The following is a 16,480-nucleotide window of genomic DNA, read 5'->3' on the forward strand; positions in this document are numbered from 1 at the left end:
GGCATCTTTTTGCGACGTATAATCAGGGTGTTGGACTAATCCTAGGCTGATCTGGTCGAATCCATCTTGCGCGATTCCGGAAAACGAAGTTAGCATTTGGAAAACGATTAACTGGGGAGGAACCATGCCCAGTCGAGCAAAGCCGTGCCCATTTCGGCTGCGATTCGCGCTTCGGTCCGCCGTCGCAAGGCCGGATGCTGAACCGTGATCGGTTATGTCATCGGACGCCTGCTGTCGGCGGTGCCCGTGCTGGCGGCCGTGGCGGCATTCGTCTTCCTGCTGCTCAACCTGGCGGCCGGCGATCCCGCCGCGATCATGGCCGGCGACTACGCCTCGGCGGAACAGGTCGCGGCCATGCGCGCCGCGCTCGATCTCGATGCGCCGATGCACGAAAGGTTCCTTGTCTGGGCGGCAAGGATCCTGTCCGGAGATTTCGGCGCGTCGATCTTTTCCGGTCTTCCGGTTTCGACGATGGTGCTGCAGCGCATCGAGCCCACGCTGATCCTATCCTCCATGACCATCGTGATCGCCGTCGCGGTCGCCGTGCCTCTCGGCCTGCTCGCCGCCTACAAGCCGGAGAGCCTCGTGTCGCGACTGACCGTGGCAGGTGCCGTGCTCGGCTTCTCCATGCCCGTGTTCGTTGCCGCCTATGCTCTGGTCTATGTCTTCGCCCTGACGCTCGGCTGGTTCCCGGTGCAGGGCTACGTGCCGCTGTCCAAGGGGTTCTTCGCCTGTCTGCACAGCCTGGCGCTTCCGTCGGTCGCGCTTTCATTCCTCTATCTGGCCCTGATCGCGCGGGTCACGCGCGCCGCGGTGCTCGAGGTTCTGCGCGAGGACTTCGTGCGCACCGCCCACGCAAAAGGTCTCGTTGAGCGGAAGATCCTGTCGCGCCACGTGCTGCGGAACGCCGCAGTGCCGATCGTCACCATCATCGGCATCGGTTTCGCGTCCCTGCTCGGCGGTGTCGTCGTCACCGAGACGGTCTTTTCGATCCCCGGCCTGGGGCGGCTGACGGCCGACGCGATCCTGCGCCGCGACTATCCCGTGGTTCAGGCGCTCATCCTGCTGTTCTCGGCGGTCTATGTCTTCGTCAACCTGCTGGTCGACATCGCCTATGCGCTGCTCGATCCACGCATACGGTATTGAGGAGGATCGGATGAGCCGCGTGGCTTCGTTTCCGGCGCCTCCGGTCTCGCGTGCGTTCGCGCGCTCAAGGCTGCGCGGCCGGCGGCGCCGGAGCCCGGTCCTGGCTGCCGGCGGCGTCATCCTCCTGGCCTTCGTGGTCATGGCGCTCGCCGGTCCGCTGTTCGGACTCGACCCGTCGCATATCGACCCGCTGGGCAGGTTGAAGCCGCCGTCCGGACAAGACTGGCTGGGCACCGACCATGTCGGACGCTCGGTACTGGCGCGCACGGTCTGGGGTGCCCAGGTCTCGCTCGCGGTCGGCGCACTGGTGATGCTGGTCACCACGGTGACGGGCGTGCTGCTCGGCGTGCTCGCCGGCTACTTCAGGGCCTTCGATTCGGTCACCATGCGCGTCATGGACGCGGTCATGGCCATCCCCGCGATCCTTCTGGCCATCGCGCTCGTGTCTCTGATCGGCGCCGGCACCTTCGTGCTGGTCGTCGCTATCAGCCTGCCGGAGATTCCGCGCATGGCCCGCATGGTGCGCGCGAGCGTGCTCGTCCTGCGCGATCAGCCCTTCGTGGAGGCGGCGATCACCAACGGGGGCAAGACCCACAACATCCTGATCCGCCACATCCTGCCGGGCGGCGCCGGCCCGATCCTTGTCCAGGCGACCTATGTCTTCGCATCCGCCATGATCCTCGAGGCGATCCTGTCCTTTCTCGGCGCCGGGACCCCACCCGACGTACCGAGCTGGGGCAACATGATGGCGGAGGGGCGGCTCTACCTGCAGCTCGCGCCCTGGGTGCTCGCCGTTCCCGGCGTCTGCCTCGCTCTGCTGGTGCTCTCGGTCAATCTGATGGGGGACGCTTGGCGCGACATGCTCGATCCGAGCCTCGCGCGGACTCCCTCTGATCAGGAGCGTGGCCGATGAACGAGCCCATCCTGAGGGTCGAGAACCTCGCAATATCGCTCGTCGGCGCCGATGCGGCCTGGCCGCTCGTCAGCGAGCTCAGCTTCGAAATCCGGCGCGGAGAGACGCTGTGCCTGGTCGGCGAGAGCGGCTGCGGAAAGAGCCTGACGGCCCTGTCCATCATCGGGCTCCTCGACCGCAAGCTCCTGCGGCCGACCGCCGGACGCATCCTGTTCGAAGGCCGCGACCTCCTGGCGTTGCCGGAGCCGGAAATGCGCGCGTTGCGCGGCAACCGGATCGCCATGGTGTTCCAGGAGCCGATGACCTCGCTCAATCCGGTGCAGCGGATCGGCCGCCAGATCGCCGAGGTGATTGCGCAACATCGCGGGACCGGGGAGGCGGCGGCAGAAGCGGAAGCCGTCGCGCTGCTCGATCGCGTGCGCATTCCCGATGCGCGGCGTCGGGCCCGCGAATATCCGCACCAGCTCTCGGGAGGGATGCGCCAGCGCGTGATGATCGCCATGGCCCTGGCCCTGCGGCCGGCGCTGCTGATCGCCGACGAGCCGACCACCGCGCTCGACGTCACCATTCAGGGCCAGGTGCTGGCGTTGATCGACGAGCTGAGGCGGGAATTCGGAACCTCCGTCCTGCTCATCACCCACGACCTGGGCGTGGTGGCGGAAGCCGCCGACCGGGTGGTCGTACTGTATGGCGGCCGTGCGGTCGAGGAAGCCGGCTGTGTGGAGCTGTTCGATCGGCCGCGCCATCCCTACACGGCGGGCCTGCTCGGCGCGATCCGCGAGCTGCTCGCACCGGACCGGATGGACCGGCTCACCGAAATCCCGGGAACTGTCCCCTCGCCAGCGGAGCGGGGCCCGGGTTGCGGTTTCGCGCCGCGCTGCGCGTACGCCTTCGGGCGCTGCAATGAAGCGCGGCCCGCCTTCGAAACCCGCGAGTTCGGACATGGCGCTGCGTGCTGGCTGCCGGACCTCGCCTCCGTAGCGGGGGCATCCCGATGACGGCGGCACTGGAAGTCAGGAACCTCTCGAAGATTTTCGTATCGCGCGGTGGGCCTTTCAGCCTGTTCGGCAGGCGCCGCGTGCATGCCGTTGACGACGTCAGCTTCTCGGTCGCGAAAGGCAGCACATTGTGCCTGGTCGGCGAGAGCGGCTGCGGCAAGACCACGATCGGCCGCATGGTGGTGCGGCTCACCAGCCCGACCGGCGGCTCGATCGTCATCGACGGCGAGGACTTCTCGATGCTGTCAGGCGAAGCGCTCAGGCGCCGACGCCGGCAGGTGCAGATGGTGTTCCAGGACCCGTTCGCCTCTCTCAACGCCCGCATGCGTGCCGCCGACATTGTCGCCGAGCCGATGGCGAATTTTGGCATGGGCAGCGCTGCCGACCGGGAGCGGCGCGCCCGCAGGCTGTTCGACCTCGTCGGCCTGCCGCAGTTCATGATGGAGAGGCTGCCACGCGAGCTGTCGGGAGGGCAGAGACAGCGCCTGGGCATCGCCCGCGCGCTTGCCGCGGAGCCCTCCGTGGTGATCGCCGACGAAGCCGTCGCAGCCCTCGATGTGTCGATCCGCTCGCAGATCCTCAACCTGCTCGCCGACGTGCAGAAGGAAACGGGCGTCGCCTATCTCTTCATCTCGCACGACCTCTCGGTCGTTCGTCATATCGCCGACGAGGTCGCAGTCATGTATCTCGGCGCGCTGGTCGAGCGCGCGCCCGCGAAGGAACTGTTCGCGGCCCCGCGGCATCCCTATACGCGCGCCCTGATCGGGTCGATCCCGGCCGCTCATCCTTCTCTGCGCAAGCGCTACGTGCCGCTGGAAGGCGAGGTGCCGAGCGCCGCCAGCCTGCCGTCAGGTTGCCGCTTCCGCACCCGCTGTCCGCTCGCCACCGAGGTCTGTACCGCGACCAGGCCGGCTCTGCGCGGGGTCGCACCGGCCCATTTCGTGGCGTGCCACCACGCGGTCCCGGGCTCCGCTGGCGACGATGGCGAGAACCGCGGCATGGGGCTGACGCCAGATCTTTTTTCATGAGGGAGGAGAGTTGAAATGACCTGGAAAAAACGGCTTGCTGCCGCTGTCGTCGGCCTGCTTGTCTCGGCCGCGCCGGCTTTCGCGGAATCTGTGCTGCGGGTGCGCCCCTTCGGCGACCTGAAGCAGCTCGATCCTTTCATTACGTCGGACTACATGGTGCGCAACCATGGCTACATGGTCTACGACACTCTGTTCTCCATGGACGAGAACCTGAAGGTTCAGCCGCAGATGGTCGACAGCTACACGGTCAGCGACGACCGGCTGACTTACACATTCATTCTGCGGGATGGCCTCAAGTTCCACAATGGAGAGCCGGTGACGGCGGCGGACGTGGTGGCGTCCCTCAAGCGATGGGGCCAGCGCGACGGCCTTGGCCAGCAATTGGCGAAGCTCACGGCAAGCCTCGCGGCGACGGACGACAGGACGGTGACGCTGAAGCTTTCCCAGCCCTGGGGGCTCGTGCTCGACGCGCTCGGCAAGCCTTCGTCCAACGTGCCGTTCATCATGCCGGCCGCGATCGCCGAGACGCCGATCGACACGGCGATCACCGATCCCGTCGGCTCCGGCCCCTTCATCATGAAGAAGGACGAATGGGTTCCAGGCTCCAAGGTCGTCTATGTGAAGAACCCGGACTACAAGCCGCGGGCGCAAGCGCCGAGCGGTCTGGCCGGCGCCAAGATCGCCGGCGTCGATCGGGTGGAGTGGCACTACATTCCCGATGCCCAGACCGCGCTGAATGCGCTGCAGGCCGGCGAGATCGACATCTTCGAGGAGGTGCCTCCGGATTTCCTGCCGGTCCTTGAAGGCAATGCCGATATCAAGACCATGCCGCAGGACTCGCTCGGTATGCAGATGGTGTTCCGAATGAACACCACCCAGCCGCCCTTCAACAACGGGAAGGTGCGACAGGCGATCCGCTACATGATCGACCAGGACACCTTCGCAAGGGCCTATGTCAGCGATCCCAACCTCTACAAGGTCTGCCCGTCCTTCTATATGTGCTCTTCGCCCTACTACACCGACGCGGGCTGGGTGCAGCCCGACCTTGAGAAGGCGAAGCAGCTCATCGCCGAAAGCGGCTATGACGGCACGCCGGTCGTGGTCCTCCACGCCACGGAAGCCGGTCCAACCAACACGTTCAGCCTCGTGGCGGAGCAGTTGATGCGCGACATCGGCCTCAAGGTCGACCCCCAGTCCATGGACTGGGGCACGTTGACAGCGCGCCGCTCGTCCAAGGAGCCGGTCGATAAGGGCGGCTGGTCGCTGTTCATGTCCGGTCCGACCGGGGCCGACATGATGGACCCGTCCGGCCATCTCGGCCTGCGTTCCAATTGCGATGCGGCCTGGTTCGGCTGGCCCTGCGACGAGGAGATAGAGAAGCTGCGCGCCGCCTTCGCCCTGGAGACCGACCCGGCAAAGAAGGCCGAGATCGCAAAGGCAGTCCAGCTGCGCGCCGTCGAGGTGGTTCCCTATTGGCCGGCGGCCCAGCTCTTTCTCGTTCGCGGCATGCGCGCCGAGGTCGACAATGTCCTGAAGGCGGCCGTTCCCGTCTACTGGAACATCACGCTGAAATAGCGTCGCACGCGCGCAGCGGCGAAACGCGCTTTTTGCCGCTGCGCTGCAATGAATGTTCGTACGGATCCTGCTTGAAGCGTCGTCCCGGCGACTGGGGGAGCCGAACCCGGATATGCCGTCGCAAGCGGCATCCCGCCCCATGGACAGAGTTGCCAACGGCCGCTGAAAGCGCCACTCTAGCTTTGGTCAATCAGACGAGATGACTGCCCATCGGGAGATCATTTCAGATGGCATCCACCGCAGGCGGCCACGCGCGCATTTGCCTCGGCTGCTGGGACCAGATGAAGATGCCGATCCCCATTCGGGGCCCGCTGGCGATTCCGTTCCGCGCCTTCGGCATCACGCGGAGCAAGATGAACCCGAACATCTGCACGATCTGCGAACGCTCCTTCCGCCGCATCAAAGGAAAACAGCATATCACGGCCACTGCCACCATCCTGTTCGCCGACATCAGGGGCTACACGCATCTGTCCGACCGGATAGATCCGGCCGTCCTCGGCGAGATCGTCAGCACGTTCCAGGACCAGTGTGCACAGTCGATCTGGGCGCATGACGGCATCGTCAACAAGCAGATGGGCGACGGCCTGATGGCGATCTTCAATTTCCCGATCAGGATCGAGCGCCACGCGGCGGCGGCGATCGGCGCCGCCATCGACATACAACGCCGCTGCGCGGAAGTCCTCGAAAGGTTGGGATCGAGCAGTGGCGAGCTACCCGACAAGGCGATCGGCGTCGGTGTCGGCATCCACTCCGGCGAGGTGGAGATCGGTGAGTTTTCGTCGTTCCGCAGCGACTTCACCGCCATCGGCGGCACGGTCAATCTGACATCGAGGCTGGAATCGCAGGCTGCGGCAGGCGAGATCCTGGTTTCCGCCGAGGTCGCGGCGGCCGCCCCCGACCTCGTCGGCGATGCCGTATCGCGGTCGTTCACGCTCAAGGGCATCGACCAGCCGGTGTCGGCCTATGCCTTGAGAACGCACGCTTGAGGACGATCAAGTCGTCCCGGGGGATTCCAGGAAAAGTGCGCGGCCGTTCTGCGTCCGGGATTGCAACATTTCCGCGATTCGGAGAAAGGCGGAATTGTCTTAGGATGCCGAGTTGATCAACCGGTCACGGAGCTGCCGCTTGACGATCTTGCCGTTTGCGTTGCGCGGGAGCGGTTGGGGCGTGACGTTGACTGTCTCAGGCACCTTGTAGTCGGCAAGACGGGCGGCGAGGAAAGTGCGAAGTTCATCCGAAATGTCGCCCGCCGGGCCATAGACGAAACAGTGAACCCGCTCTCCCAGAACGGGGCATGGCTTCGACACCACCGCGCTTTCGACGATGCCAGGGAACTCAGCTATCACGCTCTCCACTTCTGAAGAGAAGATCTTCAAGCCGCCGCGGATGATCATGTCCTTCTTGCGGTCAAGTATGTAGAGGAAGCCGTCGGCGTCCTTCATGCCGATGTCTCCCGAATGCCAGAAACCGGCAGTGAACGACTCCGCTGTAGCCGTCTCGTTGCGCCAGTAGCCGCCGACGATATGCGGCCCGCCGATCCAGACCTCGCCCGTTTCGCCGGGAGGCACCTCGCAGCCGAGATCATCGATTACGATGATCTCGCAGCCGGGCACTGCCTTGCCGACACTGTCGAGGCGTCCGTCCATCGAACCCCGGGGCATGATTGTGGTCGGCGATGTGGTCTCCGTCGCGCCATAGGCGTTGACGATGGAGAGGCTCGGGACGCGCTGGGCGAACTGTCTGTGCACGTGTTCCGGCAAAGGCGCACCACCCGAAGCCCCGACCCGCCAACTCGAAAGATCGTAATTCTCGAGTTCCGGTTCGAGCAGCATCAGGCTGTACATGGCAGGCACGATCAAGGTGTGGGTGATGCGCTCCGCCTCGGCCAGCTTCAGGAATCGGCCCGCCTTGAATTCCGGCAGAATGACGAGCGCGCCCGCACATGCCACCATCGCCGTTACGTTGCCGATCAGCCCGGACACATGCGCCAGGGGGACCGCGGCGACCGAGCGATCGTGGTACGTGAGCTCGAACTCGTGCGCGAAGACCATTGAAGAATGTACGACACCGAGTTGCGTCAGCACGGCGCCCTTTGGTCGGCCAGTAGTGCCGGACGTATAGAGAATGGCGCAGGCGTCTTCCTCGCCGGGTTCGGCGACGGTGTCCAGCGCCGGTCGGCCGAGCAGTTCCAGGAAAGGACGTGCGTCGGCAGGTACGTCGTTTCCGACCACAAAAACGTCCTTTACAGACGCGATGTCGCCGCGCGCAGGAAGCTGGTCGCAATAGGCGGCGTCAGCCAGTAGAAATACCGCTCCCGCGTCGTTGACGGAGTAGGCCACTTCGGGGCCCTTCAGCCGTGTGCTGACCGGCAACAGGACGCCGCCAAGCTGTGAGATCGCGAAGAAGGCGAGCACGAATTCCGGTCGGTTGCCGATCATGACGGCCACCCGATCGCCCGCTCTGACACCGGCCGCCGAAAGGCCGGCCGCGAGGACCGCGACGCGTTGGCGGAGTTGGGCCCACGAGATGCGCTCCTCGCCGCATACAATGGCATCGCCGTTCGGATTGGCCTCGTAGGCTCGCTTCAGAAGCTGGTTCAACGTCCGTGGGCGCGGGTGGAAACACGACACGATTCGGCTGGAGAAATGGCTCTCGCGTCGGAGCAGGGATGAGGGTGCTATCTTCATGGGTCGATAGCACTACGAAATCCTGGCGGGATGCAAGCGCCCGGACGGAACGGCGGGGCACATTGCAGCGAAATCTGCAACCTGCCTTGCGACCGATCGGCGTGGCTTGTTCGGGAGACACTTCGTGCGGCTGGCTGTCGCCCAGCGAAATGCGGAGAGGCGTTGGGGCGCCGCTCCGCATGACCTCAGGCTCACCCCAGCCTGTTCCGCACCCGCATCTTGATGTGCTTCGATTCGCGGAAGGCTTCGAGGCCCTCGCGGCCGAGTTCGCGACCCATGCCGCTCATCTTCCAGCCGCCGAAAGGCGCCTGCAGTTCGGTCGTGTCGTTGACGTTGACGCCTATCGCGCCGGCTTCGATACGGTCGGCGAAGCCCCAGGCCCTTTCGAGGTCGCGCGAATAGACATAGGCCGCGAGGCCGAAAGGCAGCGCGTTGGCAACCCGCAGCGCCTCGCGATCGTCCGCCACCGGCCGGATCGCGGCCAGCGGCCCGAAGGTCTCTTCGGTCAGGGCGAGGGCTGCATCGGGCACCTCGTCGACAAGCGCCGGCTCGTAGAAGAAACCGCGGCCGTAGTCGGCGCCCTCGGGGATACGGCCGCCGATGAGCAACCTGCCGCCCCTGGCGACGGCGTCGGCCACGTGGCTGGCGACACGGCTGCGTACGCCCTCGTGCAGCACCGGACCATAGAGCACGCCCGGCAGCACGCCGTGGCCGAGCTTGATCTTGCTCGTCTCGGCCACCAGCGCATCGATGAAGTCCTTGTGGATGCCGCGCGACACCAGGATGCGGTTCACCGCGATGCAGATCTGGCCCATATTCGAGAAGGAACGCCTGGCTGCCGCCGCCGCTGCCTCCTCGGGGTCGGCGTCGTCGAGCACCACGAACGGGCTCTGTCCGCCAAGCTCCAGCGACAGGCGCTTCAGGTTCCCCGCCGCGGCCCGCATGATCGACTGGCCGGCCGGCACGGAGGCCGTCGCGGTGATCATGGCGATCCCGGGGTGTTCGGCGAGTGCCGCCCCCACTTCCGGCCCGGTGCCGGGTATGTCGTTGACCACGCCGGCCGGAACGCCGGCATCGGCGAAGCACTGAACGACCATGCCGATGGCGAGCGGCGTCTCGTGCGGAGGCTTCGCGACCAGGGTGCACCCGGCGGCCAGGACCGGCGCCACCTTCCAGCAATAGAGGTCGACCGGATAGTTCCACGGTACGATCGCGCCAACGACGCCGACGGGAGCCGTCGTCACCAGGCTTTTGATGTCGGGCCGCGACGACGGTCGGATCGAGCCGCCCAGCCGGCGCCCTTCCTCGGCATAGTAGCGGATGACGCTGATGCCGAAGGAGATTTCCTTGCGCGAATCCGGAACCGGCTTGCCCTGCTCGCGGGTCAGCATCTCGGCGATGGCGTCGATCCGCTCCTCGACTAGGTCGGCGGCGCGGTGAAGAAGCTTCGCCCGCTCGTCGGCATGGGTCTCCGCCCAGAGCGGCAAGGCTCGGGCTGCGGCCGCAACGGCGAGGTCGACATCGGCGCGGCCGGCGATGGCGCTCGATCCGACCGGTTCGCCCGTGGCCGGGTCCTTGATGTCGAGGCGGCCGGCGGCCCTGGAGTCACACCAGGTGCCGTCGATGAAAAGCTTGCGGTCCATGATGACACTCACCGTGCCTTGAGCCGGCGCCAGAGCTGCTCATAGTTCTCGTCGTTCTGGCGGTTGGCAGCTTCCTTGCCCGTGGTGTTGGGGCTGACCATGACATGCGGCTTGATGCCCTGGGCGACGAGCTTCTCGGCAGTGGTCGAGACGATCGCATGGGCAATCGCGATGGTCACGCTTGTCGAGCTCGCGCCGACGGGCGACTCCAGCCCGTCGATGAAGAGCGACGCGTCGGCGAGCGGGATGCCGGTGTCGATGACGACGTCGGCCACCTCGAACAGACGCTTGCCGGAGGAGTGGCGCGACGGCGTCGAGGAGGAATGCGGCAGCGAGGTCACGCCGATCAGCGCGATGCCACGCTCCTTGCACTCCATGGCGATGTCCATGATCACCGCGTTGATGCCCGAATGCGAGAACAGGATCATCGCGTCGGCGGGGTCGATCTGGTGCGAGCGCAGGATCGCCTTGCCGTAGCCTTCCTGGGCGTGGATGAAACGATATTGCCTGGCCCCCATGTCGCCCCAGACATGGTGGAAGGAGATCATGGTGCTTTCCACGATCGGCCGGAAGCCGACGATCGTGCCGGTCCGGGGGAAGCTCTCGAGTGCCGGCAGGGCGCCGTGACCCGTGCCGAAGGTGAAGGCGAGTTTTTCGGCGGCGATGCTCTTGGCGCAGAGTTCCGCAGCCCTCGCGATTGCCGCACCCTGCGTGGAGCGCACCTTTTCCAGCCGCTCGGCCAGGGTGGTGAAATAGCGGTCGACGATCGACGTCATCGGTCTTGCCTTTCTTATTGTTCTCGTTGCGTCACGCCGGCACGGCGGTGATGGCGTCCAGCGCGATCTCGAAGAGCTCGCGCTCGGCCTTCGCCATTGCCTCGTCGGCGATCTTTTCCTGGGTGAAGGCATCGACCGTCGCCACGCACAGCGTGGAAGCCCGGGCGCCGAGGATGCGGGCGGCGGTGAGCAGCGCCGAGGTCTCCATGTCGGTGCCGATCAGCCCCATGCGTTCGATGTCGCGCTTGAGGCCGTCGATGATGGCGCGGCGTTCGCCCGACAGCCCGAACATCTCGGTATAGAAACCGTCATAGGTGCCGAAGATCCCGGCATGCCAGGTGAGGTCGGAGCGGGCCAGCCGCTCGCGCAGCCTGGTGTTGAGCTCGAAATCGGCGATCGCCGGAAAGCCGAGCGGCGCGTAGGTGTTCGACGTGCCTTCCTGGCGCAGCGCGCCGTCGGCGAGCACGAAGTCGCCGAGCTTGGCCGGCTTCACGGCCATCGCCGTGCCGATACGCAGGAACGTCCTGATGCCGAGGGCGAACAGCTCGTGCATCACGATCGTCGCGATCGGCGCCCCCATGCCGAACGCCGAGACCGTGACACGCTTGCCGCCCCGGGTGCCGGTCGCGGTGCGCAGGCCCCTGTTTTCGGCCACGAATTCGACATCGCTCATGTGCTCCGTGATACGGGCGACGCGGGCGGGATCACCGACGAGCATCGCCGACTGGCCCACCTGCTCGCGGCTCGCGCCGATATACCAGGCGGTGTTGGATCGTTCTTGGCTCATCTCATGCACTTTCCATTTCGATTGTCCGGCGCTCGCGCAAAAGTGTGGCGGCAGCCCTGTGTCCGGCATCGAGGATCTTGGCCGGCTCTGTTTCGCCACCGGCGAGAGCGGCCAGCACGCCGCCCGCGAATGTGTCGCCAGCACCGGTCGGGTCGCTGACCGTGATCGGCGCCGTCGCCGACGATACGGTGGCTCCGTCGCGGGTCAGTGCCGCGCCCTCCGCGCCCTGCGTTTCGATCAGCATCCGGCCGGCGGCGAGACCGGCCCGCGGCAGTACCTCGTCCACGAAGGCGCGTTCGGCATGGCTGCAGCAGATCAGGTTCGCGCGGGCCGCGAGCCTGCCGGCCAGCCCGGCCGACATGGCGCGTGGATCGTGCTTGACCACCCAGGCAAGTTTCGTCTTCGGCCCGATCGCTTCGAGCACGGCGGCCGTGGCGTCGGGCGGTCCGATCATCACGCAGACCCATTCGGCGCGCCCGACGAGGTCGCGTTGCGCCTGCGTCAGCGTCAGCCCCTTCGGCATGCCAGGGTCGTAAAGGCAGATGCAGCCGCCGTCAGGCTCATAGGCGAGGATCGAGACGGGCGTGCGCGCGCCGGACACGATTGCGAGGCCGTCGCCGGGAATCCGTCCCTGCGCGAGCTGCCGGCGATAGGTCTCGCCGGCCTCGTCGTCGCCGATCCAGCTCACCGGATGCGCTTGCGAAACACCGCTCGCGACGAGGGCGGCCGCCACATAGGCGGGGCCGCCGCCGAGCCGCGGCCAGGCATTCTCCGGCCGGTCGAGGATCGTGGTGGTGCGGCCCGCCCGCGGCGTGCCGTCGAGCATGGCGACGTGATCGAGGCTGGCGTAGCCCGTGATCGCGATCATGACAGCATTCCGATCGCTTCGTCGAGCGACACCACCCGGCCCATATAGCGGTCGACGTCCTCCAGCGAGGCTTCCGCCAGATGCGGGCGGTTGGAGTTGGTGGCCTCGCGGGCGATGATCGGCTCGAGGCCGTTGGCGAAGGCATCCTGGGCCGTCGCCCGGATGCAGACATTGGTCTTGACCCCCGCGATAACCACGCGCGTCACCTTCTGCTCGGTCAGAAACAGAGCGAGGTCGGTGGCGAAGAAGGCGCTGAAACGGCGCTTGTAGACCGTGGTCTCGTTCGGGCCGTCAGGTTCGAAGCCCGGAAAGAACGCTGCGTCATGGGCGTCGGCCAGGTGATGCACGGGCAGCTTCCTCCACTCGAAGTCGTGGAAGTCGGGCCGGTGTTTCTCCGCCGCATGCACGACGATGGCACCCGATCGACGCGCGGCGTCGAGCAGGGCCCGCATCGGTGCGATCACGTCCTCGACGCCGGGATAATAGTTCGGGTGTCCGGGCTCGAAGAAGGAGTTGATAACGTCGACCAGGATGAGGGCCGTCTTTTCCGCCATGTTCAGGCTCCTTTCGCCCGCGCTCGCTTCACGGCGAGCGCCATCAGGGTCAACACCACGATCACCATGACATAGGGCAGCGTCTGGACCAGCTCGGCCGGCATGCCCCGGCCCTGGAGCCGGATCTGGATGGCGTCGAAGAAACCGAAGAGCAGCGCGCAGACTGCCGTCAGCCAGGGCCGGTTGCGCCCGAAATAGAAGGCGGCGAGCGCGATGAAGCCGCGCCCGGCGGTGATGCCTTCATTGAAGATGCCGACGACGCCGATCGACAGATAGGCACCTGCGAGGCCGGCCATCATGCCGGCATAGACGGTCGAGACGTCGCGCAAGGTTAGCGGGCTGAGGCCAAGCGCGCGCGCAGCCTGGGGTGCGGCGCCGGTCGCCCGCAGCCGCAGCCCGGCCCGGGCGCGGGCGAGGAACCATGCGGTCACGGGCACCATCAGCCAGGCCGCCCAGGTCAGCGGGTCGTGGCCCGAAAACGCCGCGCCGAGCAGCGGAATGTCGGCGACCAGGGGAATGTCGATGCGGGGCAGGCGGGCAACGTCGGGCAGGCTCAGCGTACCCGAGCTGCCATAGGCGGATTTGAGGAAGAAACGCACCAACCCGGCCACGGCGATGTTGAAGCCCAGCCCGACGATGATCTCGTTGGCCTCCAGCCGGGTGACGGTAAGCGACATCAGCAGGCCGAGGATGGCGCCGACAACAGCCGCGGCGAGCAGCGCGGCACCCCAGCTTCCCGTCTGCGAGGCGACGATGAGGCCGAAGAGGGCACCGGCCAGCATCATGGAATCGAGACCGATATTGACGAGCCCGCCGATCCGGTTGATCAGGCCGCCGAGTGCGGCCAGCAGCACCGGCGTCGTCATGACGATCGCGGCATGGACGATGTTGTCGATCATTTCGCCGCCCCTTTGCCGGCAAAGAGCCAGCCGATGCGGGCGACGGCGAAAGTCATGACCATGCCCTGGAGGATGTTGACGATCTCGATCGGCACATCGCTGAAGAGCTGGATGGTCGCGCCCGACGTGGCCAGCGCGCCGAAGAGGATGGCGGCGAGGAAGATGCCGAGTGCCGAACCGCGGCCGAGCAGCGCGACCGCGATGCCGGTGAAGCCGTAGCCCGGCGAGAAGCCCGCGACGAAACGGCCGACGGAGCCAAGCGCATGGATACCGCCGGCGAGACCGCCGATCGCGCCCGACAAAAGCATCATCTTGACCAGCAGCATCGGCACGTTGATGCCGGAGGCGATCGCGAAGCGCGGATTCATACCGGCCAGCTTGGTCTCGAGCCCGAGCGCCGTGCGATTGCTCCACCAGGCGTAGACGGCAAGAAGGGCGATTGCGATCAGGAAGCCGGCATTGAGGGTCGAGGGGGGCATAAGTTTCGGCAGCCGCGCGGCTCCGGCGACCATGGGCGTGGCCGAATTGGCGGCGCCCGGAGCAAGCAGCGGCCCGTTGACCAGATAGGCGGTGAGGCTGACGGCGATGAAATTGAGCATCAGCGTCGTCACCACCTCGTCGACGTCGAGCTTCGCCTTGAGCAGGCCCGGCGTCAGCATCCAGAGCGCGCCGACGACGACGGCCGCGGCGAGAGCCGCCGGCAGCAGGATCACGCCCGGCAGGCCCGCATAGGTAAAGCCGACATAGGCAGCGGCGAGGCCGCCGACGAAGACGCAACCCTCGACGCCGACATTGAACGCGCCGGCTCGGAAGGCGATCGCCGTGGCGAGCCCGGTGAGGATCAGGGGCGTAGCGGCCGAAAGGGTCGCGGCGATGCGCTTCGAGCTGCCGAAGGATTCGACCGCCAGAAGCCGGTAGACCTCGAGCGGATTGTGGCCGGCGAGCGCGAGAACGATGGCGGCGGCGGCCAGCGCGACACCAAGCGGCGCGAGAGCCTCGGCGACGCCGTGCCAGCGCGAGCCCGGCAAGGTCTGCGTGACGGCGCTCATGAGGCGGCTTCCCCGAGCATCAGCCTGCCGATGTCGTCGAGACCGGCGGCGCCGCGCTCGACCGCGCCCGTGACCCGACCTCCGTAGAGGACGGTGATTCGGTCTGAAAGCGTGACCAGTTCGTCGAGCTCTTCCGAGATGAGCAGAACGGCGCCGCCGCGATCCCGGTAGTCGAGCAGGCATTGGTGGATGAAGGCGATGCCCTTGATGTCGACGCCGCGCGTCGGCTGGCAGGCGAGCAGCACTTTGGGACTTCCGTCGAGTTCGCGCGCTATGGCGACCTTCTGCTGGTTGCCGCCCGACAGGCTGGCAGCCGGCTGCGAAGCGGAGCCGCGCAGCACGGAGAAACGGTCGAGCAGGCTCTCGACATGGGCGGCGATGGCCTTTCGCCGGAGGATGCCGTTGCTGCTGAGATCGGGGCGTCGGTGGTGGCCGGCGATGGCGTTTTCGGCGATGGGCGCGCCAAGACAGAGGCCCTCGGCGGCGCGGTCTGGACTGAGATAGCTGAGCCCGAGATGCCGGCGCTCCCGCAGCGACAGCGGCGTTACCTCTTTACCGCCCATGCGGATCGACCCGGCGTCGACGCGGCCGAGCCCGGTCATGGCCCCGACGAGTTCGTCCTGGCCGTTGCCGGTGACGCCGGCGATGCCGACGATCTCGCCGGCGCGCACGCTGAGGCTGAAACCCTGAAGTCCGACATGGCCGCGGCTGTCGCGCGCGGTCAGGCCGGAGATTTCGAGCATCGGCTTTCCGGCCGTGCCGGGGCGCGCCTCAGGCCGGGAAAGGACCTCGCCGATCATCATCTCGGCGAGTTTCGGCTTGCTCGCCTCGGCGACCGGCATGGTGCCGATCGCCCTACCCGAGCGGATCACGGTGATTTCGTCGGCGACGGCGAGGACCTCGTCGAGCTTGTGGCTGATGAACAGGATGGTGCGGCCGTCGTCGCGCAGCTTGCGCAAGAGCGCGATCAGCTCGCGCACCTGGGCCGGAGCAAGCACGGCGGTCGGCTCGTCCAGGATAAGCGCGTCGGCGCCTCGATAGAGCAGCCGCAGGATCTCGACGATCTGGCGCATATGGACCGGCGCATCCTCGACCGGCATGTCCCAGTCGAGTCTCACGCCGGCCAGAGCCTCCAGCTTGCGGGCCTCGACCAGCGCCTTGGCCCTGTCGACGCGCCCGAGCGCATCGACAGGTTCATGGGCAAGAACCAGGTTCTCGAGAAGGGTGAGACTCGGCACCAGCATGAATTCCTGATGGACCATGCCGATGCCGCGGGCGAAGGCGTCGGCGGGCCCGAGGAAGACCGTCGGAAGGCCGTCGACGATGACGACGCCTTCGTCAGGCCTGTCCATGCCCTGCAGGATGCGCATCAGCGTCGACTTGCCGGCGCCGTTGCCGCCGACGATCGCATGCACCGTTCCGCGCATGGCGCGGAAGTTGATGTCGTCATTGGCGACGACGGGTCCGAACCGCCTGACGATGCGATGCGCGCCGAGGCGGATCGACGGGTCCGACGGAACCTCTGACGGCTGCGGGTTGGTCATCTGCTGCTGCGGC

The 16,480-nt window shown here is 66.5% G+C and carries 15 protein-coding genes; 6 read left to right on the forward strand and 9 right to left on the reverse strand.

The features are described from left to right. Positions 1–204: 204 nt before the first annotated feature. From JN302_RS06090 to JN302_RS06115, 6 genes are all read left to right on the forward strand, one after another. Complete coding sequence (locus tag JN302_RS06090; protein WP_202310739.1) at positions 205–1,146, forward strand: ABC transporter permease; 942 nt, start codon at positions 205–207, stop codon at positions 1,144–1,146. Positions 1,147–1,156: 10 nt separating this feature from the next. Then, entirely contained in the window at positions 1,157–2,059 is a 903-nt protein-coding gene (locus tag JN302_RS06095) for an ABC transporter permease (protein WP_202332308.1), read from the forward strand. Beyond that, positions 2,056–3,057 (forward strand): ABC transporter ATP-binding protein, encoded by a 1,002-nt coding sequence (locus JN302_RS06100; protein WP_202332309.1) that lies wholly within the window; start codon positions 2,056–2,058, stop codon positions 3,055–3,057. Before JN302_RS06095 ends, JN302_RS06100 begins: the two co-directional genes overlap by 4 nt. After that, entirely contained in the window at positions 3,054–4,085 is a 1,032-nt protein-coding gene (locus tag JN302_RS06105) for an ABC transporter ATP-binding protein (protein WP_202332310.1), read from the forward strand. The genes JN302_RS06100 and JN302_RS06105 overlap by 4 nt, the downstream gene beginning before the upstream one ends. 15 nt (positions 4,086–4,100) lie before the next feature. After that, positions 4,101–5,660, forward strand: coding sequence for an ABC transporter substrate-binding protein (locus JN302_RS06110; RefSeq protein WP_202332311.1), 1,560 nt, complete (start codon positions 4,101–4,103; stop codon positions 5,658–5,660). Between the two features lie 227 nt (positions 5,661–5,887). After that, positions 5,888–6,646, forward strand: a complete 759-nt coding sequence (locus JN302_RS06115) for an adenylate/guanylate cyclase domain-containing protein (protein WP_202310744.1) — start codon at positions 5,888–5,890, stop codon at positions 6,644–6,646. 99 nt (positions 6,647–6,745) lie between these two features. Here JN302_RS06115 and JN302_RS06120 read toward each other — a convergent pair whose 3' ends face one another. From JN302_RS06120 to JN302_RS06160, 9 genes are all read right to left on the reverse strand, one after another. Continuing rightward, positions 6,746–8,260 carry a class I adenylate-forming enzyme family protein gene (locus tag JN302_RS06120; RefSeq protein ID WP_342215924.1) on the reverse strand — a complete coding sequence of 505 codons (1,515 nt, stop codon included), beginning with the start codon at positions 8,258–8,260 and terminating at the stop codon, positions 6,746–6,748. 278 nt (positions 8,261–8,538) lie between these two features. Beyond that, complete coding sequence (locus JN302_RS06125; protein WP_244846214.1) at positions 8,539–9,990, reverse strand: aldehyde dehydrogenase family protein; 1,452 nt, start codon at positions 9,988–9,990, stop codon at positions 8,539–8,541. Positions 9,991–9,998: 8 nt separating this feature from the next. Continuing rightward, positions 9,999–10,766, reverse strand: a complete 768-nt coding sequence (locus JN302_RS06130; RefSeq protein ID WP_202332313.1) for a sugar isomerase domain-containing protein — start codon at positions 10,764–10,766, stop codon at positions 9,999–10,001. 31 nt (positions 10,767–10,797) lie between these two features. Beyond that, entirely contained in the window at positions 10,798–11,553 is a 756-nt protein-coding gene (locus tag JN302_RS06135; RefSeq protein WP_202332314.1) for a nucleoside phosphorylase, read from the reverse strand. Position 11,554: 1 nt separating this feature from the next. Then, entirely contained in the window at positions 11,555–12,421 is an 867-nt protein-coding gene (locus JN302_RS06140) for a carbohydrate kinase family protein (RefSeq protein ID WP_202332315.1), read from the reverse strand. Next, positions 12,418–12,975: a cysteine hydrolase family protein gene (locus JN302_RS06145; protein WP_244743032.1), complete on the reverse strand. Its 558-nt coding sequence runs from the start codon at positions 12,973–12,975 to the stop codon at positions 12,418–12,420. Before JN302_RS06145 ends, JN302_RS06140 begins: the two co-directional genes overlap by 4 nt. A 2-nt stretch (positions 12,976–12,977) precedes the next feature. Next, positions 12,978–13,874, reverse strand: a complete 897-nt coding sequence (locus JN302_RS06150; RefSeq protein ID WP_202332316.1) for an ABC transporter permease — start codon at positions 13,872–13,874, stop codon at positions 12,978–12,980. Then, on the reverse strand, positions 13,871–14,923 hold the full coding sequence (locus JN302_RS06155) for an ABC transporter permease (protein WP_202310755.1): 1,053 nt from the start codon (positions 14,921–14,923) through the stop codon (positions 13,871–13,873). Before JN302_RS06155 ends, JN302_RS06150 begins: the two co-directional genes overlap by 4 nt. Beyond that, positions 14,920–16,467 carry an ABC transporter ATP-binding protein gene (locus JN302_RS06160; protein ID WP_202310757.1) on the reverse strand — a complete coding sequence of 516 codons (1,548 nt, stop codon included), beginning with the start codon at positions 16,465–16,467 and terminating at the stop codon, positions 14,920–14,922. Before JN302_RS06160 ends, JN302_RS06155 begins: the two co-directional genes overlap by 4 nt. Positions 16,468–16,480: the final 13 nt, after the last annotated feature.

The sequence above is a fragment of the Mesorhizobium sp. L-8-3 genome, from assembly GCF_016756615.1.
In the GTDB taxonomy this organism is placed as follows: Bacteria; Pseudomonadota; Alphaproteobacteria; order Rhizobiales; family Rhizobiaceae.